The organism is Mesorhizobium sp. M2E.F.Ca.ET.219.01.1.1 (assembly GCF_004016445.2).
In the GTDB taxonomy this organism is placed as follows: Bacteria; Pseudomonadota; Alphaproteobacteria; order Rhizobiales; family Rhizobiaceae; genus Mesorhizobium.
On the sequence record NZ_SADT02000001.1, the window covers coordinates 209,665 to 227,196 of the forward strand.

Here is a 17,532-nt window from a genome sequence, read left to right on the forward strand (position 1 = left end):
GTCGGAAAGCAACATTTTTTCGAAATCTATGTTGCTTTATTACAAAAGCCTGAGCATCTTGCGCTCGACGCCGCTTCGTCCGGCTGCGCGATATGAGAGGAGATCGGGCATGACCTTCGACAACAATCCGTTTCCGGAAGGTGATGCCGATCGCCACGCGCTGTGGGAAATGCTGGTGCGACGCGACATCGACGCCTTCCTCGGACAGGACTGGCCGATGGTCGAGGACGATTTCATCGCCGAGAGTTTCTTCGGCATGCATGCGCATTTCCTCAGCAATGCCGACGCGTGGCGGCTGCAGTTCCCGAGGCTCGAAATCTATCGCGACGAATGGCTGCGCCAGGCCAGGGAAACCGCGGCGACGAAATTCGCCGAGCCGCTGCGCGAGGCGCTGTTCCGGGTCACCAACATGCGCGATATCGATGTCGACGGCGACCGCGCGGTGCTGCACAAGAAGTTCGATGGCTCGGTCGCCAAGGCCGACGGCAGCGTCGACCGGCTGAAATGGCAGACGCTCTATTTCTGCCGCAAGGTGGGCGGCCGCTGGAAGATCGCCGGCTTTGTCGGTTACATGCCGCATCCGCTGGGTTAAGGCATGCTAATATTCAGGTGAGACCGGCCTGCAAAAGGCGGGTTCCAGCGCTTCCGGTGCTCACATATCCGCAGGCAACCGCTTCGGACTTACGATAGCCGCGGCAACCGCTCGTCGGGCGAGCGGTGGTCGAACACGACACCCATGGTCTTACCAACGGCGGCCATCACGATCAGCTCGACCAAGTGGTCATCGCTGTCCTCGCAGGATGGATCGGCATGGCGTATGGCATCGAGCATGGCGCGTGTGGACACGGTGTCGCCGGCGCGAAATTTCGAAAGGGCAGACGAAACAAGGTCTTGCACCGTCGGGTCCATGACGGGCACTTCCGCAGCGACGTTCATTGGCCTCCTCCTGCCATGAACCCTCCCTCGAAAGATGATACCCCAATGGCTGGATTGCGCCAGCGAAATGGTGGTCCGACCAGTGCCGATGGCGACAGCCTGCCGCCATTCGCTCCATAGGGCAAACTGACGCCCGCCCTTGGGAAGAGCTCACGCTCGCCCTTGGGGACGAGCTGACGCTCGCCCTTGGGACGAGCTCACGCTCGCCCTTAGATGTGGAACACCGCCAAGCGGTGCGCGGCCATGCTCGACGCGCCCGGCTTCGGTTGATAAGCCCGTGGCGCGCATGGAGGCGTTCTGAGTCGAAATATGACGGTTGCAATCGAGATGGGGCAGACGAGCGCAGGCGCGCCGGCCGCCCTCGACCTTGAGGAACTGCTGGCGACCCGCCTGCTGGTGCAGGGCAATTCGGGCTCCGGCAAGTCGCATCTGCTGCGCCGGCTGCTCGAACAGAGCGCGCCCTGGGTGCAGCAGACCATCATCGACCCAGAAGGCGACTTCGTGTCGCTGGGCGAACGCTTTGGCCATCTGGTGATCGACGCCGAGGAGCATACCGAGCGCGGCCTGCAGGCGGCGGGCGAGCGGGCGCGCATACACCGCGTCTCGACGGTGCTCAATCTCGAGGGACTCGATGCCGAGAACCAGATGCGGCGCGCCGCGGCTTTCCTCGGCGGGCTGTTCGAGGTCGCGCGCGATCACTGGTATCCGATGCTGGTGGTAGTCGACGAGGCGCAGCTTTTCGCGCCGGCCGCGGCCGGGGAAGTGTCGGATGAAGCGCGAAAACTTTCGCTCGGCGCCATGACCAATCTGATGTGCCGCGGCCGCAAGCGCGGGCTTGCCGGCATCATCGCCACGCAGCGGCTGGCGAAGCTTGCCAAGAACGTCGCGGCGGAAGCCTCCAACTTCCTGATGGGTCGCACCTTCCTCGACATCGACATGGCGCGCGCGGCCGACCTGCTCGGCATGGAGCGGCGCCAGGCCGAAGCCTTCCGCGACCTGGAGCGCGGGCATTTCATGGCGCTCGGACCGGCGCTGTCGCGCCGTCCGCTCGGCGTGCGCATCGGCCAGGCCGAGACCAGCCCGCGCAACGGCACCCCGCGGCTGATGCCGCTGCCGGAGGCCGCGCTCGAGGATGCGCGTTCGGTCATTCTTGCGGCGCCGCCGCCGGAGACGGTCAGGCCGCAGCGCCGGCCTTCGCCCGACCTGCTCGATCAGCTGATGGCGGCCAAGGCCGCGCCGCTGGAGATACGCCCCGAGCCGGCGGAGCCGCAGCCCAGCGCCGAGGACCTCGCCGAGCGTCGCGAGCGGATGGACCGCATCCTGCGCGCCATCCTGGCCGAGCCAGATGCCGGCTTCCGCGTCATCGGCGTGCTCTATCAGGAATTCGTGGTCCGCTGCCGCATCGAAGGGCTTGCCTCGGTGGTGCCGGACCTTTCGGAATTCCGCCGCATGCTGACCAGGGCCCGCGCCGGCGTCGGCTCCGATATGGCCGAGGACGATGCGTGGCGGGACGTCTCCGTGCGCGCCTCGCTGCTGCCGGAGGACATGCAGGGCGTGTTCATGATGATCGCCCGCGCGGCGAAGGAGGGCTGGCCTTGCCCGAGCGACGCGGCGATCGCGCGCGCCTACGGCTCGCATTCGCTGCGCCGTGCGCGGCGGCTGCTCGACTATATCGAGGAGCAGGGCCTTATCGTCTGCCAGGTCGACGGCACTGGACGGCGTACCGTGACGCTGGTTGAGCTCGCCTGGGCGACGGCGCCGGGCGACCCGAACGCCTTGGAGCAGGAAAGCCTGGCGGGCTGACGGACGCACATCGGGACACCCTGCGGACCAAGCTCTGGCGGGTTTTGCACCATCAACCGGCAGGGTTCTTTTATTAGACTTTTCTAATTAATCGTTGACTGGCGACAATATGTATCCGCGTATGACAGAGCTAACGGCCGAGCCGCGGCGCGACGTCAATTTTGCGCCATCAACCGACCGATCGCCGATTTGTTAAATATCTACAAGTCATTAACGTTACCCACTGCCGTATATGCGATTATGGTTTCCAAATCATAAAAAGCTAATATAACTGCCTATAGACAGGCTTGGCCCGCGATCGCGGCGACAAGGGGGGCACGCCAGCTAAGAGTGTTGGGGAGCGAGCGCGCAAGCGCTCGCAAAGGGGGGTATTTATGTCTGTCGGCGATATCAAGTTCTTCACCATCAGTCAGAACGGGTTCGTGCTGTCGGTCCAGGCCGTCGACATGGGCAATGGTCAGACGCAGTTCTTCATCAAGTCGAGCCAGGGCCAGGGAGATCTGAACGCGATCTGGTGGTCCGACGGCGATTCAACGGTCGACGGTAGCATCACGCTTTCGAAGTCGGACAGTTCGCTCAACATGAACGGCACCGGCATCGTCTGGGATGGCTATGATTACCTTTCGAGCGCGGGCTTGGGAAAGCTCGGCGAGGCCAAATCCACATTCATCACGCAGGGCGAGACGCTGACCTATATCGCCAACGTGAGCCTGGCCGATGTCAGCACGCTTGGCATCCGCGCGACGAGCGTGAATGGCGGCGACAGCATCAAGGGCGTGGACACGAGCGCGGACCAGGCCTTCAAGCTGCCCACGGTCTCGATCGGCGATGCCTCCGTTACCGAGGGCGGCAAGGCGCAGTTCACCGTCAGCCTGAGCAATACCTATGCCTATGACATCAAGGTCTACTATGGCACCGGGGACGGCACGGCAACCGCCGGTTCCGACTACACGGGTACCGGCGGTTATGTGGTCATTCCCGCCGGCCAGACCACGGCCACGGTCTATGTGCAGACCCTCGACGACTACTACAAGGAGGCGAACGAGACGTTCAATGTCACGCTGAGCACCGCGACGACGAACGTCCTCGGGTCGAACATCAACCTGGGCTTTACCGACAACAGCGGCGTCGGTACGATCATCGATGACAAGGACACCACCACCATCACGCTGAGCGCTCCGGCGGCGGTGGATGAAGGCGGTTCGATCACGGTCACGGCCAATGTCGACCACCCACCACAGGGCGACCTCACCATCACGCTGTCGAATGGCCAGACCATCACCATCCTGAGCGGGCAGACCAGCGGCCAGGTGACCTTCGCCGCGCCCGGCGACGACGTCTATAAGGACGCCAGCACGCTGAACCTTAGCATCAATTCTACCACCGGGGGCAATTACGAGGCCCTCGTTACGACCGCCACCGCCAGCGTCGCGGTGCACGACACCATCGACACGACCGCCATCACGCTGGACGACGTCAGCGTCAACGAAGGCGCCGGCACGGCGACGATCACCGCCCATGTCGCCAACGCCGTCACCGGCTCGGACCTGGTGATCAGCCTCGACAACGGCGCCAGCGTCACCATCGCGGTCGGCGCCACCAGCGGCGTCTCGACCGCCTTCGCGGTGCAGGGCGACGATCCCTATGTCGACGGCGAGAGCTACCAGGTCGGCGTCAGCGGCACCAGCGGCGGCAACTTCGAGGCGCTCGACACTTCCGACAAGGCGACGGTGACGGTGCACGACACCATCGACACGACCGCCATCACGCTGGACGACGTCAGCGTCAACGAGGGCGCCGGCACGGCGACGATCACCGCCCATGTCGCCAATGCCGTCACCGGCTCGGACCTGGTGATCAGCCTCGACAACGGCGCCAGCGTCACCATCGCGGTCGGCGCCACCAGCGGCGTCTCGACCGCCTTCGCGGTGCAGGGCGACGATCCCTATGTCGACGGCGAGAGCTACCAGGTCGGCGTCAGCGGCACCAGCGGCGGCAACTTCGAGGCGCTCGACACTTCCGATAAGGCGACGGTGACGGTGCACGACACCATCGACACGACCGCCATCACGCTGGACGACGTCAGCGTCAACGAGGGCGCCGGCACGGCGACGATCACCGCCCATGTCGCCAATGCCGTCACCGGCTCGGACCTGGTGATCAGCCTCGACAACGGCGCCAGCGTCACCATCGCGGTCGGCGCCACCAGCGGCGTCTCGACCGCCTTCGCGGTGCAGGGCGACGATCCCTATGTCGATGGCGAGAGCTACCAGGTCGGCGTCAGCGGCACCAGCGGCGGCAACTTCGAGGCGCTCGACACTTCCGATAAGGCGACGGTGACGGTGCACGACACCATCGACACGACCGCCATCACGCTGGACGACGTCAGCGTCAACGAAGGCGCCGGCACGGCGACGATCACCGCCCATGTCGCCAACGCCGTCACCGGCTCGGACCTGGTGATCAGCCTCGACAACGGCGCCAGCGTCACCATCGCGGTCGGCGCCACCAGCGGCGTCTCGACCGCCTTCGCGGTGCAGGGCGACGATCCCTATGTCGACGGCGAGAGCTACCAGGTCGGCGTCAGCGGCACCAGCGGCGGCAACTTCGAGGCGCTCGACACTTCCGACAAGGCGACGGTGACGGTGCACGACACCATCGACACGACCGCCATCACGCTGGACGACGTCAGCGTCAACGAAGGCGCCGGCACGGCGACGATCACCGCCCATGTCGCCAACGCCGTCACCGGCTCGGACCTGGTGATCAGCCTCGACAACGGCGCCAGCGTCACCATCGCGGTCGGCGCCACCAGCGGCGTCTCGACCGCCTTCGCGGTCGCCGACAACAATGTCTATGGCGACAGCAACAACTATCAGGTCGGCATCACCGGCACGAGCGGCGGGAACTTCGAGGCGCTCAACACCAGCGATACCGCAAAGGTGACGGTCAACGACAATGACTCGCCGCCGAGCTTCTCCATCAACGATGTCACGGTCAGCGAATCGGCCGGAACTATCACCTTCACGGTCACCAAGACGGGCGCGACGGTGCTGCCGGCCACGGTGAACTACCAGGTGGCGCCTGGCACAGCTTCGGCCGGAAGCGACTACAGCGCCGGACCCGACCCGTTGAGCGGCATGCTCAGCTTCGCGGCCGGCGAAACAAGCAAGACCATCACCCTGACGATCGTCGACAACGCGGTGTTCGAGCCGACGGAGCAGTTCACTGTCAACCTCAGCAGCCCGACCAATGCGACGATCTCCGACACGCAAGGGGTGGGCACAATCACCGACAACGACCTCAGCGATCTCGGTGGCCCGACAGGCATTGATTTCGTGCCGACGCAGACCGGCAACAATGCGCTTCTGGGTCATTTCATCGAACTGGGCGATCCGGATGCCACGGACAGCTTCACGTTCAGCTACTCAGCGACTTCCAACAACGCTCTTTCTGCGACGAATGTTTCGGTCGACGCAACCGGCAATCTGACGGCATCTCAATCGAACACCAGCATCGGCGACTATACTTTGCATGTCACCGTGACCGATCAGGCGAACAACTCGACCAGCGCTGATTTCCATCTGCTCGTTGGGCAAAATGGAAGCAGCGCCGACACGTTGAACGGTGGAACAGGCAGCGACATTGCCGCCGGTTTCAACGGCGGAGACACGCTGAACGGCGGTATCGGGCGCGACTATCTGCTTGGAGGTCAACAGGACGACATCTTGAGCGGCGGCGGCGGCAACGACGTGCTGCTGGGCGGCGGCGGAAATGATCAATTCCGGATGACCGCTCCGAGCCTTAACGGCACCGACACCATACTGGACTTCGCTGTCGCGGGCCACACGATTGGCCTGCAGCAGGGGGCGAGCAGCTGGAACGCGGCCAACACCACCGCGACTGCTGCGGGTGCCGGGCTCAGCGCCTCCGACTATCAGAACCGCAACGCCATCACCAACATTGCGGCTGGCGACACCAACAAGGTGGTGGAAATCCAGACTGCCCAGACCAACGCGCAGATCGTCAACGGTACCGCGGGCGCTGCCAATGCCTATGTCGCCGTCTTTAACAGCGACACCGGCAAGGGCGAACTCTGGTACGACAACAATTGGAGCGATACGACAGGCCGCGTCCACGTGGCGACGCTGGACGACGTGACGAGCCTGACGCAGCTGCTTGGGCTGGACAACAGCAAGTTTATCGAGTGGACCTGAGCGGAGACGCGCCGGAGCCAGCGATGAACAACGCCCTGCGTCTTGCCCTCCAACGCTGCCGCGGCGGCTTCGCCGCGGTCGCCGGGTTCAGCTTCGTCATCAACCTGCTCGTGCTGTCGACCTCGGTTTACATGCTGCAGGTCTATGACCGCGTGCTGCCCGGCCGTAGCGTCGAGACGCTCGTCTATCTGACGCTTATTGCCACGGCCGCCTTGGTGGCGATGGGCGCGCTCGAATTCTTCCGCTCGCGGTTGCTGGTTCAGCTTGGCACCTGGATCGACCGTGTGCTGTCGCCGCAGGTGCTGGCCCGTGGGCTCGAAAACACCTTGCGCGGCTCGTCCTACCGCACCGAGGCGCTGCGCGATCTCGCGACGCTGCGCGGCTATCTCGGCGGCGGAGGCATCATGGCGCTGTTCGATGCACCGTGGATGCCGATCTATCTCGCCTTCATCTTTCTCCTGCATCCGCTGCTCGGGCTCCTGGCGCTGGGCGGTGCCGTTGTTCTGTTCTGCCTCGCCCTTGCCAACAATGCGCTGACGGCGGGCACGCTCAAGGATGCCAACGCTGCTTCCACGCGCGCCTATCAGGCAACCGATGCCGGCTTCCGCAATGCCGAGGTGATCGATGGCATGGGCATGGGCAGCGTACTCGCCAGGCGCTGGGATCAGGCCAACGCATCGGTGCTGGCGCTGCAGACGACTGCCAGCGACAGGGCCGGCCTGATCAACGCCTTTACCAAGCCTTTCCGCATGTTCCTGCAGGTCGCCGTGCTGGGGCTCGGCGCCTGGCTGTCGCTGCGCCATGAAGTCTCGCCCGGCGCCATGGTCGCCGCCTCGATCATCATGTCGCGCGCGCTCGCTCCGGTGGAGCAGGCCATCGCCACCTGGAAGCAGACCACCGGCGCCCGCGAGGCTTGGGCGCGGCTCAACCGACTGTTCGAAGCCCCGCGGCTGCGTCCGCCGGGTATGGAATTGCCGCGGCCGCAGGGACGGCTGTCGGTCGAGGCGCTCACCTTCACGCCGGCCAACGCCAAGGAACCGGTGTTGAGGAATCTTTCCTTCGCCGTGCCGCCCGGTCAGGCGCTTGCGGTGATCGGGCCGTCGGCAGCTGGCAAGTCGACGCTTGCGCGCCTGATCGTCGGCATGGCTTCGCCGCAGCAGGGCCAGGTGCGGCTCGACGACGTGGATGTATTTGCCTGGAACCGGGACGATTTCGGCGCCCATGTGGGCTACCTGCCGCAGGACGTCGAACTCTTTCCTGGCACCGTGCGCGAGAACATCGCCCGCATGGAACAGGGCGACCCGGGGGAGGTCGTGGCCGCCGCCCGGATGGCCGGCGTGCACGAGATGATCCTGCGGCTGCCGAACGGCTACGACACCGAGATCGGCGAACAGGGTTCGGTGCTCTCGGGCGGGCAGCGCCAGCGCATCGGCCTTGCCAGGGCGCTCTATCGTCGTCCCGCGTTGGTGGTACTGGACGAACCGAACTCCAACCTCGATGCCGTCGGCGAGGAAGCGCTGAACCAGGCGATCGCCGCGATGAAGACGGCGGGCTCGACCGTGGTGATCGTCGCCCACCGCCCGTCCCTGATGGTCAATGTCGATTGTGTCCTGGTGCTCAACGAGGGCCAGGCGCAGAACTTCGGCCTGCGCGACGCCGTGCTCGCGCAACTGCGCCGTCCAGAGCCGTCCTCCTCCACGCCGCCGGTCCGAGTCGTGAGCACCGAAAGGGCCGCGTCATGATCGAAGCCGTGCTGCCGTTGCGAATCCCGGCGCCGCCGCCCGCCTCGCCGCAGGTCGGAGGCCACGTCCTCGGCGGTCTGGTTGTCATCGGCCTGCTTTTCGGCTGCTTCGGCCTGTGGTCGGCGACCGCGCCGCTGACAAGCGCCGCGGTCGCGCCGGGCGTAGTCAAGGTCGACAGCAACCGCAAGACCGTACAGCACCTGGAAGGCGGCATCATCCGGGAAATCCTGGTCCGGGAAGGAGACCTGGTCAAGCAGGGTCAGGTACTGGTCCGCCTCGACGGGCTCGACGCTGAATCCGATCGCGATGCCGTACGCGGCGAACTCGATTCCGCGCTCGCCGGCGAAGCCCGCCTGATCGCTCAGCGCGACGGCCTGAAGACGATTCCTTTTCCGGCGAACCTGTCGGCCCGGCGAAGCGAACCGACCGTCGCCGAGGCCATGGCCGGGCAGGAGCGCATCTTCCAGGACCAGGCCAACGTTCAGGCGTCGGAAGTCGAGGTCTGGCAGCAGCGGATTGCCCAGTACCATGCCCAGATGTCGGCACTTGCTGCGAGAGTTGCGGCCTTCGAGATTCAGTTGCCGTCCCTGCGGGAAGAGCTGGCTGATGCTCGCACGCTTCTTAAGAAAGGCTATGGGGTGAAGTCCCGCGTGCTCCAGCTCGAACGCCAGGTCATCGCCGCACAGGGCGAGGCTGACTCGAACCGTGGGAATATCGAAAGCCTGCGGCAGCAGATCGCCGAGGCGGAGGCGCAGATCGACAATGGCCGGCTCTCATATGTCAAGAAGGCCGCCGAGGATCTTCGTGACGTTCAGACCAAACGCGCCGAGCTCGAGAAGGCGCTTCAGAAGACCGACGCGCGCGCGGCGCGCCGGGATGTCGTTGCGCCGGAAGACGGGGCGGTGATGAACCTTCGCTACTTCACGCCGGGCGGCGTTGTACCTCCCGGGGGGGTCATTCTCGATCTGGTTCCCGACCAGGACAAGATGGTGCTGGACGTCAAGATTCAGCCGCTGGATATCGATGTCGTTCGTCCCGGCCTGCCGGCGACGGTGCGCCTCGTCGCCTACAAGCAGAGAACCACGCCGACCGTGCAGGGCGCCCTTACCCGGGTCTCGGCCGACGCTGAGATCGACGAGCGCAGCGGCGCGACTTTTTTCAGGGGGACGGTCGAGGTGGGCGCCGATGAACTCAAGAAGCTCCCACAAGTGAAGCTGTATCCCGGAATGCCGGTGGACGTCTCCGTTGTCACTGGCAGGCGAACCATGCTCGAATATCTCTTCCAGCCGGTCGCCGACAGTTTTGCTCACGCCTTCAGAGAGGAATGAGAAGGCCGCCAGCCTCCGGTTGCCCCGGCATCACGGCTGCAGCTCGATCGTGCGGACATCGCGGAGCGGCGGCGCGCGATGGGTGGAAACGACGACGATCCTATCGCTGAAGCGGGCGAGCAGCCGCTCGAGGATACGCTCGCCCTGCGCCTCGTCGAGATGCTCGGTCGGTTCGTCAAGCAGCACAACGGATTGGGATGACAGCCAGGCGCGCGCCAGGTTGATGCGCTGCGCTTCGCCGAGCGAGAACATGTCCTGCCTGACCCAGCTGCCCAGCCCGCCCGCTTCGCGGATGCGGCCGTCCATCTCGACGGCTTCGAGCGCCCGCCAGAGCGCGGCATCCGGGACATCGCCGGCGAAGAGATTGGCCCGGACGGTGTCCTCGAGCACGACCGCGTCGTGCAGGACGAGGGACACGAGCGCCCGCCGCTCGCCTGCCGGCAGGATGCGATCGCCGGCGGCGAAGGCATCGTCGCCGATCCAGCCGGCGATCTGCTTGAGCAGGCTCGTCTTGCCCGAGCCGCTTGCGCCGACGAGCAGTGTCGGCTGGCCCCGCGCGAGGAGCAGAGAGATGGGCGTTCCGATCGACCGGCCGTCGGGCGCACGGCGTTGCAGGCCGCCATGAAGCAGCAGGCCGGGCTTGATGTCATCCAGGGCGAATTCGCGCCTGCCGGCGGCGGTGCCGCGTGTCCATTGGCCGATCTCGGCGCGAGCCGCGTTGCGGCGAAGCACGGCAACCAGCATGCGCGATGCGCCATTCATGGTTTCGCCCAGCGCCAGCCAGGAGAAGGCGAGCAGCATCGGCGCGAGAAGCTCCGAGCCTTGTCTGCCCGCATACCAGGCAGCCGCCATCACGCTGACGCCGGCAACCGGACCGAAGGCCGCGCCGATCATGTCCAGCATGGCCTGAAGCCGGCGAAGGGCAAGCTGCGCGCCATCGGCGCGAGAGAGCGCGGCAAGGGCCTCAGTGCATTCGCGGTTCCAGGCGCCCTCCGCTTTCAGGGGCACGGCTGACGCCATGGCCGCGCCAAGCCGGCTCGCGCCCCCGCGGCGCAGCGACCTGGTTTCACCCCACGCCATGGCGCCAGCTCTGGCCACCCGGTTCCCCGCGAACAGGGTGGCAAGCAGCAAGACTATGATGGGCAGGAGGGACAAAGGCGCCAGCACCGCCGAGCCGGCGACCAGAACCGCGAGGCCGCAGGCAAGCGTCAGAGCCGGCAGGCCGGCGCGCAGCCTGGCGAAGTCGAGGTCCTCGACGTCGTCCAGATAGTCGGCAAGGCGCGAATCGTCGCCCAGCTGCCATCCGGCCCGGCGCACCGCCGGCGCCGCCGCCATCGCGGCGAACAGCTCGACGCGACGCGATATCTGATCGGCGAGTGCCGCCTTGTGGCCGGTCAGCCGCTCGCCATAGCGGGCGGCGGTGCGGCCGACCGCGAACAGCCTGATGAAGGCTGCGGGAGTGTGAAAGTTGAAAGTGAAAGCGGCGGCGGAAAGGCCGGCGATCGCCACCGAGCCGAGCAGCCAGGCGGAAACGCCGCCCAGCAATATCGCGCAGGCCAGCGCGGTGAAGGCGAAGCCCGTCGCCAGCCGCCACGACTTCCGGCTCGATGACTGAAACGCTGTGCTCATGCCGCCACCTCGACGGTATCGTCACGGGTGAGATCGACAACCAGGTCGGCGGCGGCGGCAAGGTCCCGGTCATGCGTCGCCACGACGACCAGCCGCGCCCCTGAAATCCCGATCAGCATGCGCCGCACCGCCTCGGCGGTCGCCCGGTCGAGCTTCGCCGTCGGCTCGTCGGCCAGCACGGTTCGTCCGGAAAGCTGCGCGCGGGCGATCGCGATGCGAAGCCGCTGGCCGCCCGAAAGATTGGCGCCGCCCTTGTCCAGCCTTGCATCGAGACCGCCCGGCAGCAGGGCGTCGTCGAGCAGCCCGATCGCGCGCGCGGCATTTTCCAGCCGGCTCCGGTCCAACGCGCCGCCATTCCACGACATAGCTTCAGCCAGCGTTCCTTCGGGCACGTAGGCATCCGTCGAAACCCAGGCGATCTCTTCAGCGGCCAGCGGACGGGTTCCCGGCATCGGCATGGCGGACGGCTCGAGCCCGGCGAGACGGCGCAGAAGCGTCGATTTGCCCGATCCACTCGGGCCGACGATGGCGACGAGGCCATGCGCCGGCAATGTCAGGCGCAACCGGTCGAGCACCGGCAAGGTTGTCGACGCGATCGGTTCGGCGCCGAGCAGCCGGTCCAGCGCTGCGGCCGCCGCCAGCCCCTCCGCCTTGGCATGGTACTGCTCCGAGAAGCGACGGAACGGTGCGAAATATTCCGGCGCGATCATCAGGATGAACAGGCTCTGCCAGAGCTCGAGATTGGAGAAGCCCGGGATCGTCGCAAGCTTCAGGTGCCCCAGGCCGAGGAAGATGGCGAGGATCGCAATCGAGAGCGAGGCGAAGAAGTCGATGATCCCGGCATTGGCAAAGGCTATACGCAGCAGACCGATCGTCTCGCCCGCGTAGCCCTCCAGGCGCTGGCCGAGTTTTGCCTCCTCGCTTGCCGTCGCGTGGTTGGCAAGAATTGTGGGCAGCGTGCGGACGCGGTCGGCGAACTGGCCCGCGAGCCGGCCGAAAGCACGCTCCTGGGCGTCGGCGCGCCGGCGGATCGCATCGCCCACCAGCGCGAAGAACAGGATCATCACCGGCGTCAGGCAGATGACCAGCAGCGCTGCCTGCCAGGAGACGAAGCAAAGCGCGATGGCGGCGAGCAACGGTCCGGCCGCCATCATGGTCGTGGCGGCACGATGGCCCACCACCAGTGCGGCGATCGACTCGGGATGCCGCTGCATCGAGACGATCAAGGCGCCCGTCGAGAGCGACTGCAGCTGCCGCGCCGGCATCTTGCCCAATCGCTCGCCCGCGAGCGCCCGCAGTCGCGTCGACACGGCGTTTTCCGCGGTGGCCTGCACCCTTTCAGCGGCGAATCCGGCGAAGTATGCGGCCGCGAGCAGCGCGACCATCCCGGCGACGAGCCATGGATCGACCGTCTCGCCCATCACGAGCCGGCCAGCGGCCATCGCCGCCGTCGTGGCAAAGCCGAGCCTGAGCACGGCGCGGAGCGCCTGCAAGGCGAGGAGACCGCGCAATCCGGGTCCGGCCAATCGCCCGGCGGCGGAGAGCGCCGCGAACGCGGCTGGCCCCGAAGCAGCGAGTTCAGGAGATTGCACGGGAAGGGCGGCTATCGTCATGCGCTCCTTTTGTCACGCGACGGGGCGAAACGAATTGATTCATGTCAAGCCGAGTATATCCTCCGCGCGTTATGACGCGTACCTAGAAAGGATGCTTCCATGGCCGACGTTCTCCTCGTAGATCTTTCCCGGCTGCAGTTCGCCCTAACGGCCCTCTATCACTTCCTGTTCGTCCCGCTCACGCTCGGCCTTTCCATCCTGATCGCCATGATGGAAACCGTCTATGTGATGACCCGCCGTACCATATGGCGCGACATGACGAAGTTCTGGGGCGTGCTCTTCGGTATCAACTTCGCGCTCGGGGTCGCCACCGGCATCACCATGGAATTCCAGTTCGGCATGAACTGGGCCTACTACTCGCACTATGTCGGCGACGTGTTCGGGGCGCCTCTCGCCATCGAGGGGCTGATGGCCTTCTTCCTGGAAGCCACTTTCGTCGGCCTGTTCTTCTTCGGCTGGGACCGGCTCTCGCCACGCGCGCACACGATCGTGACCTGGCTGATGGCGCTCGGGACCAATTTCTCCGCGCTCTGGATCCTGATCGCCAATGGCTGGATGCAGAATCCCGTCGGTTCGGCTTTCAACCCGGATACGATGCGCATGGAAGTCACGGACTTCATGGCGGTGATCTTCAATCCGGTGGCGCAGGCAAAGTTCGTTCACACCGTCTCGGCCGGCTATGTCTGCGCCTCCACTTTCGTGCTTGGCGTCTCGGCCTGGTACCTGCTGCGCGGGCGCCACGTACAGCTCGCCAAGCGCTCCTTCGTGATCGCCTCGGCCTTTGGCCTGGCATCGGCGCTGTCGGTCATCGTGCTCGGCGATGAAAGCGGCTATGCGCTTACCGACAACCAGAAGATGAAGCTCGCTGCCATCGAAGCCATGTGGGAAACCGAGCCAGCGCCGGCATCCTTCACGGCGTTCGGCATCCCGAGCCAGACCGACCACGAGACGCATTTCGCCATCCGCATCCCGTGGGTAATGGGCATCATCGGCACCCGTTCGCTCGACAAGCAGATCGCCGGTATCGACGAGCTCGTCGCCCATGCGCAAGCCCGCATCCGAAACGGCATCGTGGCCTATGACGCGCTGGAGAAGATCAAGGCTGACCGCAACGACACCGCCGCCCGGGCGGTCTTCGATGCCAGCTCCAAGGATCTCGGCTACGCGCTGCTTCTCAAGCGCTACCTGCCCGACCCAAGGCAGGCGAGCGAACAGCAGATCAAGGACGCCGCCTGGTCGACAGTGCCTTACGTGCCGCTGCTTTTCTTCGGTTTCCGCCTGATGGTGGCATGCGGCTTCGCGCTGCTGGCGCTGTTTGCCGTATCGCTGTGGCACACGACGCGGGAGACCGAAGCGCCGCGCTGGCTGTTCCGCGCAGCGCTCATCGCCATGCCGCTGCCCTGGATCGCCGTCGAGGTGGGCTGGTTCGTTGCGGAGTTCGGTCGCCAGCCCTGGATCATCGACGGCGTGCTGCCGACCTTCCTCGCCACCTCGGAGCTCGGCGTGAGTGACCTTCTGCTCACCATTGCCGGCTTCACGCTCGTCTATGGCGTGCTCGCCGTGATCGAGGTCAGGCTGATGCTTGCCGCCATCCGCAAGGGACCGGAGGTCGCGCAGGTCATCGATGACCTGCGTCCGGGCGCCAACCCCGCATTGCATCCGGCAGAGTGAAAGGATCACGACGATGATCGAATTTCTCTTCCAGTATGAAACGCTGCGCGTGATCTGGTGGATACTGCTCGGCGTGCTTTTGATCGGCTTCGCCGCGACCGACGGGTTCGACATGGGGGTCGGCGCGCTCCTGCCATTCGTCGCCAAGACAGATGCCGAGCGCCGCGTGGCGATCAACACGATCGGGCCCGTCTGGGAAGGCAATCAGGTGTGGTTCATCCTCGGCGGCGGCGCCATCTTCGCGGCATGGCCGGCGCTTTACGCGGTCAGCTTCTCCGGCTTCTATCTCGCCATGTTCCTGGTGCTCCTGGCACTGATCATGCGTCCCGTCGGCTTCAAGTATCGCTCGAAAAGGCCAGATCCGGCCTGGCGCACGCGCTGGGACTGGGCGCTGTTCGTCGGCGGCGCGGTGCCGGCATTGATCTTCGGCGTCGCCGTCGGCAACACGCTGCAGGGCGTGCCGTTCCATTTCACGCCGGACCTGCGCCCGGTCTATGAAGGCAGCCTTTTCGGGCTGCTCAATCCGCTGGCGCTCTATTGCGGTCTGGTTTCGCTCGCCATGCTGGTGACGCATGGCGCGGCCTGGCTGACCTTCAAGGCGGAGGGCAGCGTCGCCGAGCGCGCCCGCGCCGTCGGCACCCGCTCCGCGATCGTCACGGCGGTGCTCTTCGCCGGCGGCGGCGTGCTGGTGTGGCTCGGCCTGCTCGGCGGCTACCGCGTGACGTCGCCGATCGTCTGGGACGGGCCGTCCAATCCGTTGGTCAAGACCGTGGTGGCGGACAGCGGCGCCTGGCTGGCAAACTTCCACGCCCACCCGCTGCTCTGGATCGTGCCCGCGCTCGGCGTCGCCGCGCCCTTGCTTGCCGCCGCCGGCTTCCGGGCGCGGCTCGAAGGGTGGACCTTTATCGCCTCGAAGCTAGGCGTGGTGACGATCATCGCCACGGTGGGGCTGGCGATGTTCCCGATCCTGTTGCCGTCGAGCAGCAACCCCGGCCATTCGCTCGCGGTCTTCGACGCTTCGTCGAGCCGCGCCACGCTGCGCAACATGCTGATTGCCACCGTGATCTTCATGCCGCTGATCCTTGGCTACACCGCCTGGGTCTACAGGGTGCTGTGGGGCAAGGTCGGCGAGAAGAGCATCGAGAAAGCAGGCTCGTCGGCCTATTGATCCAACCGGAGTCTCTGACCATGTGGTATTTTTCCTGGATACTCGGCCTCGGGCTGGCGGCCTCCGTCGGGATCCTCAACGCGCTCTGGTACGAGCTGCGCACGGTTCGCGAAGAACCCGTCGAGGACACCGTCTCATTGCCCACGCCTTGAGCCTGGGGTTGACGGAGGAGCTATCATGACGGGCGTAATGCCGGAGCCGCTGCACAGCCCGTCGGATATGCGGCGGGCGCATATGCAGAAGCTCGCGCTCTGCCACATACTCGAAGGCATTGCCGACGACCTGCCGTCGCGGGTCGATCGGCTCCAGTGCCTCGCCGTGGCGGCCGACCTCTTGCCGCTGCTGCGCGAGTGCCACCGCTTCGAGGAAGAGGTCGTCTTCCCTGCCTTCGTGCGGCAGACGGGCGAGGAAGACACCGTCGCGCGACTGAAGCTCGAGCACCTGGAGGATGAAAGCGCGGCGGCGGATCTCAGCGAGGCGCTGCTGGCCTACGGCCACGGGCGGCAGATCGAAAATCCCGAGGCGTTCGGCTATATGCTGCGCGCCTTCTTCGAATCGTTGCGCCGCCACATTGCCTTTGAGCGCGACCACGTGCTGCCAAAGGTTCTCGGCAATCAGTAAGGGAAGCGGGGGATCAGTCTCCGGCCCGTGCCGCCAGACGCCCGATGTCATCGACGATGACGTGGCGGTTGTTCTCGACGCGGATGACGCTCTCGCCCCGCAGGCGGGTGATCTGCCGGCTCACCGTCTCGACGGTGAGACCCAGAAAATCCGCGATCTCCGCGCGCGACAGGGGCAGATCGAAAGCGGCGCCGCGCCGCTCCGGCCCAGCGGCGGGATCGATGTTGCGCGCGATCATCAGAAGGAAGCTCGCGATCTTCTCGGAGGCTGTCTTGCGGCCGAGCGCCACCATCCAGTCGCGCGCCTGGTCAAGCTCGCGCAGCTTCTGTTCGAGCAGGCGATGCTCAAGGTCCGGCTGTTCCTTTATCATGCGCTCCAGCGCCTGGCGGGGGAACGAGCACAATTCGACGTCGGTCGCCGCCTCGGCGCTGAGCGTGCTCTCGCTCTGGAACGGCCTGCCGAGGAAATCGGGAGCGAATTGCAGGCCGACAATCTGCTGGCGGCCGTCGGAAAGCGTCTTGGTCAGCTTCACGACGCCTGAAAGCACGTTCGAGAAACGCTCGACGCTCCTGGAATCGCCCACCAGCTCCTTGCCGGCCTCGGCCTTATGCCGCTTCGTCGATTTGGCAAGATCGACGAGCTGCCCGGAGTTGAGCGCGCCGCATATGCCACGATGCCGCGCCTCGCATGAAACGCAGAGTACCGGGACGCCTGCCGTGTGAATATCTTCGCGCACGATGGAACATCTATAGTGTTCCCGCCCTTCACCGGCAACGCGGGCCGGGACGCGAAAGCGTCGCAGCC

General features: G+C 65.7%; 13 protein-coding genes. 9 read left to right on the forward strand and 4 right to left on the reverse strand.

What is annotated here, in order from left to right; all coding sequences use genetic code 11:
• The first annotated feature begins 109 nt into the window (after positions 1-109).
• Positions 110-592, forward strand: a complete 483-nt coding sequence (locus EN862_RS00955) for a hypothetical protein (protein WP_127868421.1) — start codon at positions 110-112, stop codon at positions 590-592.
• A gap of 89 nt (positions 593-681) precedes the next feature.
• On the opposite strand, the gene EN862_RS00960 is transcribed toward EN862_RS00955, so the two are convergent.
• Entirely contained in the window at positions 682-936 is a 255-nt protein-coding gene (locus EN862_RS00960; RefSeq protein WP_112126404.1) for a hypothetical protein, read from the reverse strand.
• A 309-nt stretch (positions 937-1,245) separates the two neighbouring features.
• On the opposite strand from EN862_RS00960, the gene EN862_RS00965 reads away from it, so the two are divergent.
• The 4 genes from EN862_RS00965 to EN862_RS00980 all read left to right on the forward strand — a co-directional run bounded on the left by EN862_RS00965 (position 1,246) and on the right by EN862_RS00980 (position 10,026).
• Complete coding sequence (locus tag EN862_RS00965; protein ID WP_127868422.1) at positions 1,246-2,739, forward strand: ATP-binding protein; 1,494 nt, start codon at positions 1,246-1,248, stop codon at positions 2,737-2,739.
• 374 nt (positions 2,740-3,113) lie between these two features.
• The gene (locus EN862_RS00970) at positions 3,114-6,956 is read left to right on the forward strand and encodes an immunoglobulin-like domain-containing protein (protein WP_135913269.1); all 3,843 of its coding nucleotides are present in this window, start codon (positions 3,114-3,116) and stop codon (positions 6,954-6,956) included.
• Positions 6,957-6,979: 23 nt separating this feature from the next.
• Positions 6,980-8,698, forward strand: a complete 1,719-nt coding sequence (locus EN862_RS00975) for a type I secretion system permease/ATPase (protein WP_127864045.1) — start codon at positions 6,980-6,982, stop codon at positions 8,696-8,698.
• A complete protein-coding gene (locus tag EN862_RS00980) occupies positions 8,695-10,026 on the forward strand; it encodes an HlyD family type I secretion periplasmic adaptor subunit (RefSeq protein WP_127864046.1) in 1,332 nt (443 codons plus the stop codon). The genes EN862_RS00975 and EN862_RS00980 overlap by 4 nt, the downstream gene beginning before the upstream one ends.
• 30 nt (positions 10,027-10,056) lie before the next feature.
• Here EN862_RS00980 and EN862_RS00985 read toward each other — a convergent pair whose 3' ends face one another.
• Together EN862_RS00985 and EN862_RS00990 are read right to left on the reverse strand one after the other, a co-directional pair.
• Positions 10,057-11,655: an ATP-binding cassette domain-containing protein gene (locus tag EN862_RS00985; RefSeq protein ID WP_127864047.1), complete on the reverse strand. Its 1,599-nt coding sequence runs from the start codon at positions 11,653-11,655 to the stop codon at positions 10,057-10,059.
• A complete protein-coding gene (locus EN862_RS00990; protein WP_245519456.1) occupies positions 11,652-13,268 on the reverse strand; it encodes an ATP-binding cassette domain-containing protein in 1,617 nt (538 codons plus the stop codon). The genes EN862_RS00985 and EN862_RS00990 overlap by 4 nt, the downstream gene beginning before the upstream one ends.
• A gap of 99 nt (positions 13,269-13,367) precedes the next feature.
• Between EN862_RS00990 and EN862_RS00995 the strand changes: the two genes are divergently transcribed.
• Genes EN862_RS00995 through EN862_RS01010 form a run of 4 tightly spaced genes read left to right on the forward strand, consistent with a single transcriptional unit; the run spans position 13,368 to position 16,728 of the window.
• Positions 13,368-14,939 carry a cytochrome ubiquinol oxidase subunit I gene (locus EN862_RS00995; protein WP_127864048.1) on the forward strand — a complete coding sequence of 524 codons (1,572 nt, stop codon included), beginning with the start codon at positions 13,368-13,370 and terminating at the stop codon, positions 14,937-14,939.
• Positions 14,940-14,952: 13 nt separating this feature from the next.
• Positions 14,953-16,107 (forward strand): cytochrome d ubiquinol oxidase subunit II, encoded by a 1,155-nt coding sequence (cydB, locus tag EN862_RS01000; RefSeq protein ID WP_127864049.1) that lies wholly within the window; start codon positions 14,953-14,955, stop codon positions 16,105-16,107.
• A gap of 20 nt (positions 16,108-16,127) precedes the next feature.
• The gene (gene cydX / locus EN862_RS01005) at positions 16,128-16,259 is read left to right on the forward strand and encodes a cytochrome bd-I oxidase subunit CydX (RefSeq protein WP_127864050.1); all 132 of its coding nucleotides are present in this window, start codon (positions 16,128-16,130) and stop codon (positions 16,257-16,259) included.
• A 37-nt stretch (positions 16,260-16,296) separates the two neighbouring features.
• Positions 16,297-16,728, forward strand: coding sequence for a hemerythrin domain-containing protein (locus EN862_RS01010; RefSeq protein ID WP_245519457.1), 432 nt, complete (start codon positions 16,297-16,299; stop codon positions 16,726-16,728).
• A gap of 13 nt (positions 16,729-16,741) precedes the next feature.
• Here EN862_RS01010 and EN862_RS01015 read toward each other — a convergent pair whose 3' ends face one another.
• Positions 16,742-17,464: a Crp/Fnr family transcriptional regulator gene (locus EN862_RS01015; protein WP_348632057.1), complete on the reverse strand. Its 723-nt coding sequence runs from the start codon at positions 17,462-17,464 to the stop codon at positions 16,742-16,744.
• Positions 17,465-17,532 lie beyond the last annotated feature (68 nt).

Coding starts and splice junctions, on each gene's coding strand:
- EN862_RS00955 (WP_127868421.1), top strand. CDS start 110: ATGACCTTCGACAACAATCCGTTTCCGGAAGGTGATGCCGATCGCCAC.
- EN862_RS00960 (WP_112126404.1), bottom strand. CDS start 936: ATGAACGTCGCTGCGGAAGTGCCCGTCATGGACCCGACGGTGCAAGAC.
- EN862_RS00965 (WP_127868422.1), top strand. CDS start 1,246: ATGACGGTTGCAATCGAGATGGGGCAGACGAGCGCAGGCGCGCCGGCC.
- EN862_RS00970 (WP_135913269.1), top strand. CDS start 3,114: ATGTCTGTCGGCGATATCAAGTTCTTCACCATCAGTCAGAACGGGTTC.
- EN862_RS00975 (WP_127864045.1), top strand. CDS start 6,980: ATGAACAACGCCCTGCGTCTTGCCCTCCAACGCTGCCGCGGCGGCTTC.
- EN862_RS00980 (WP_127864046.1), top strand. CDS start 8,695: ATGATCGAAGCCGTGCTGCCGTTGCGAATCCCGGCGCCGCCGCCCGCC.
- EN862_RS00985 (WP_127864047.1), bottom strand. CDS start 11,655: ATGAGCACAGCGTTTCAGTCATCGAGCCGGAAGTCGTGGCGGCTGGCG.
- EN862_RS00990 (WP_245519456.1), bottom strand. CDS start 13,268: ATGACGATAGCCGCCCTTCCCGTGCAATCTCCTGAACTCGCTGCTTCG.
- EN862_RS00995 (WP_127864048.1), top strand. CDS start 13,368: ATGGCCGACGTTCTCCTCGTAGATCTTTCCCGGCTGCAGTTCGCCCTA.
- cydB (WP_127864049.1), top strand. CDS start 14,953: ATGATCGAATTTCTCTTCCAGTATGAAACGCTGCGCGTGATCTGGTGG.
- cydX (WP_127864050.1), top strand. CDS start 16,128: ATGTGGTATTTTTCCTGGATACTCGGCCTCGGGCTGGCGGCCTCCGTC.
- EN862_RS01010 (WP_245519457.1), top strand. CDS start 16,297: ATGCCGGAGCCGCTGCACAGCCCGTCGGATATGCGGCGGGCGCATATG.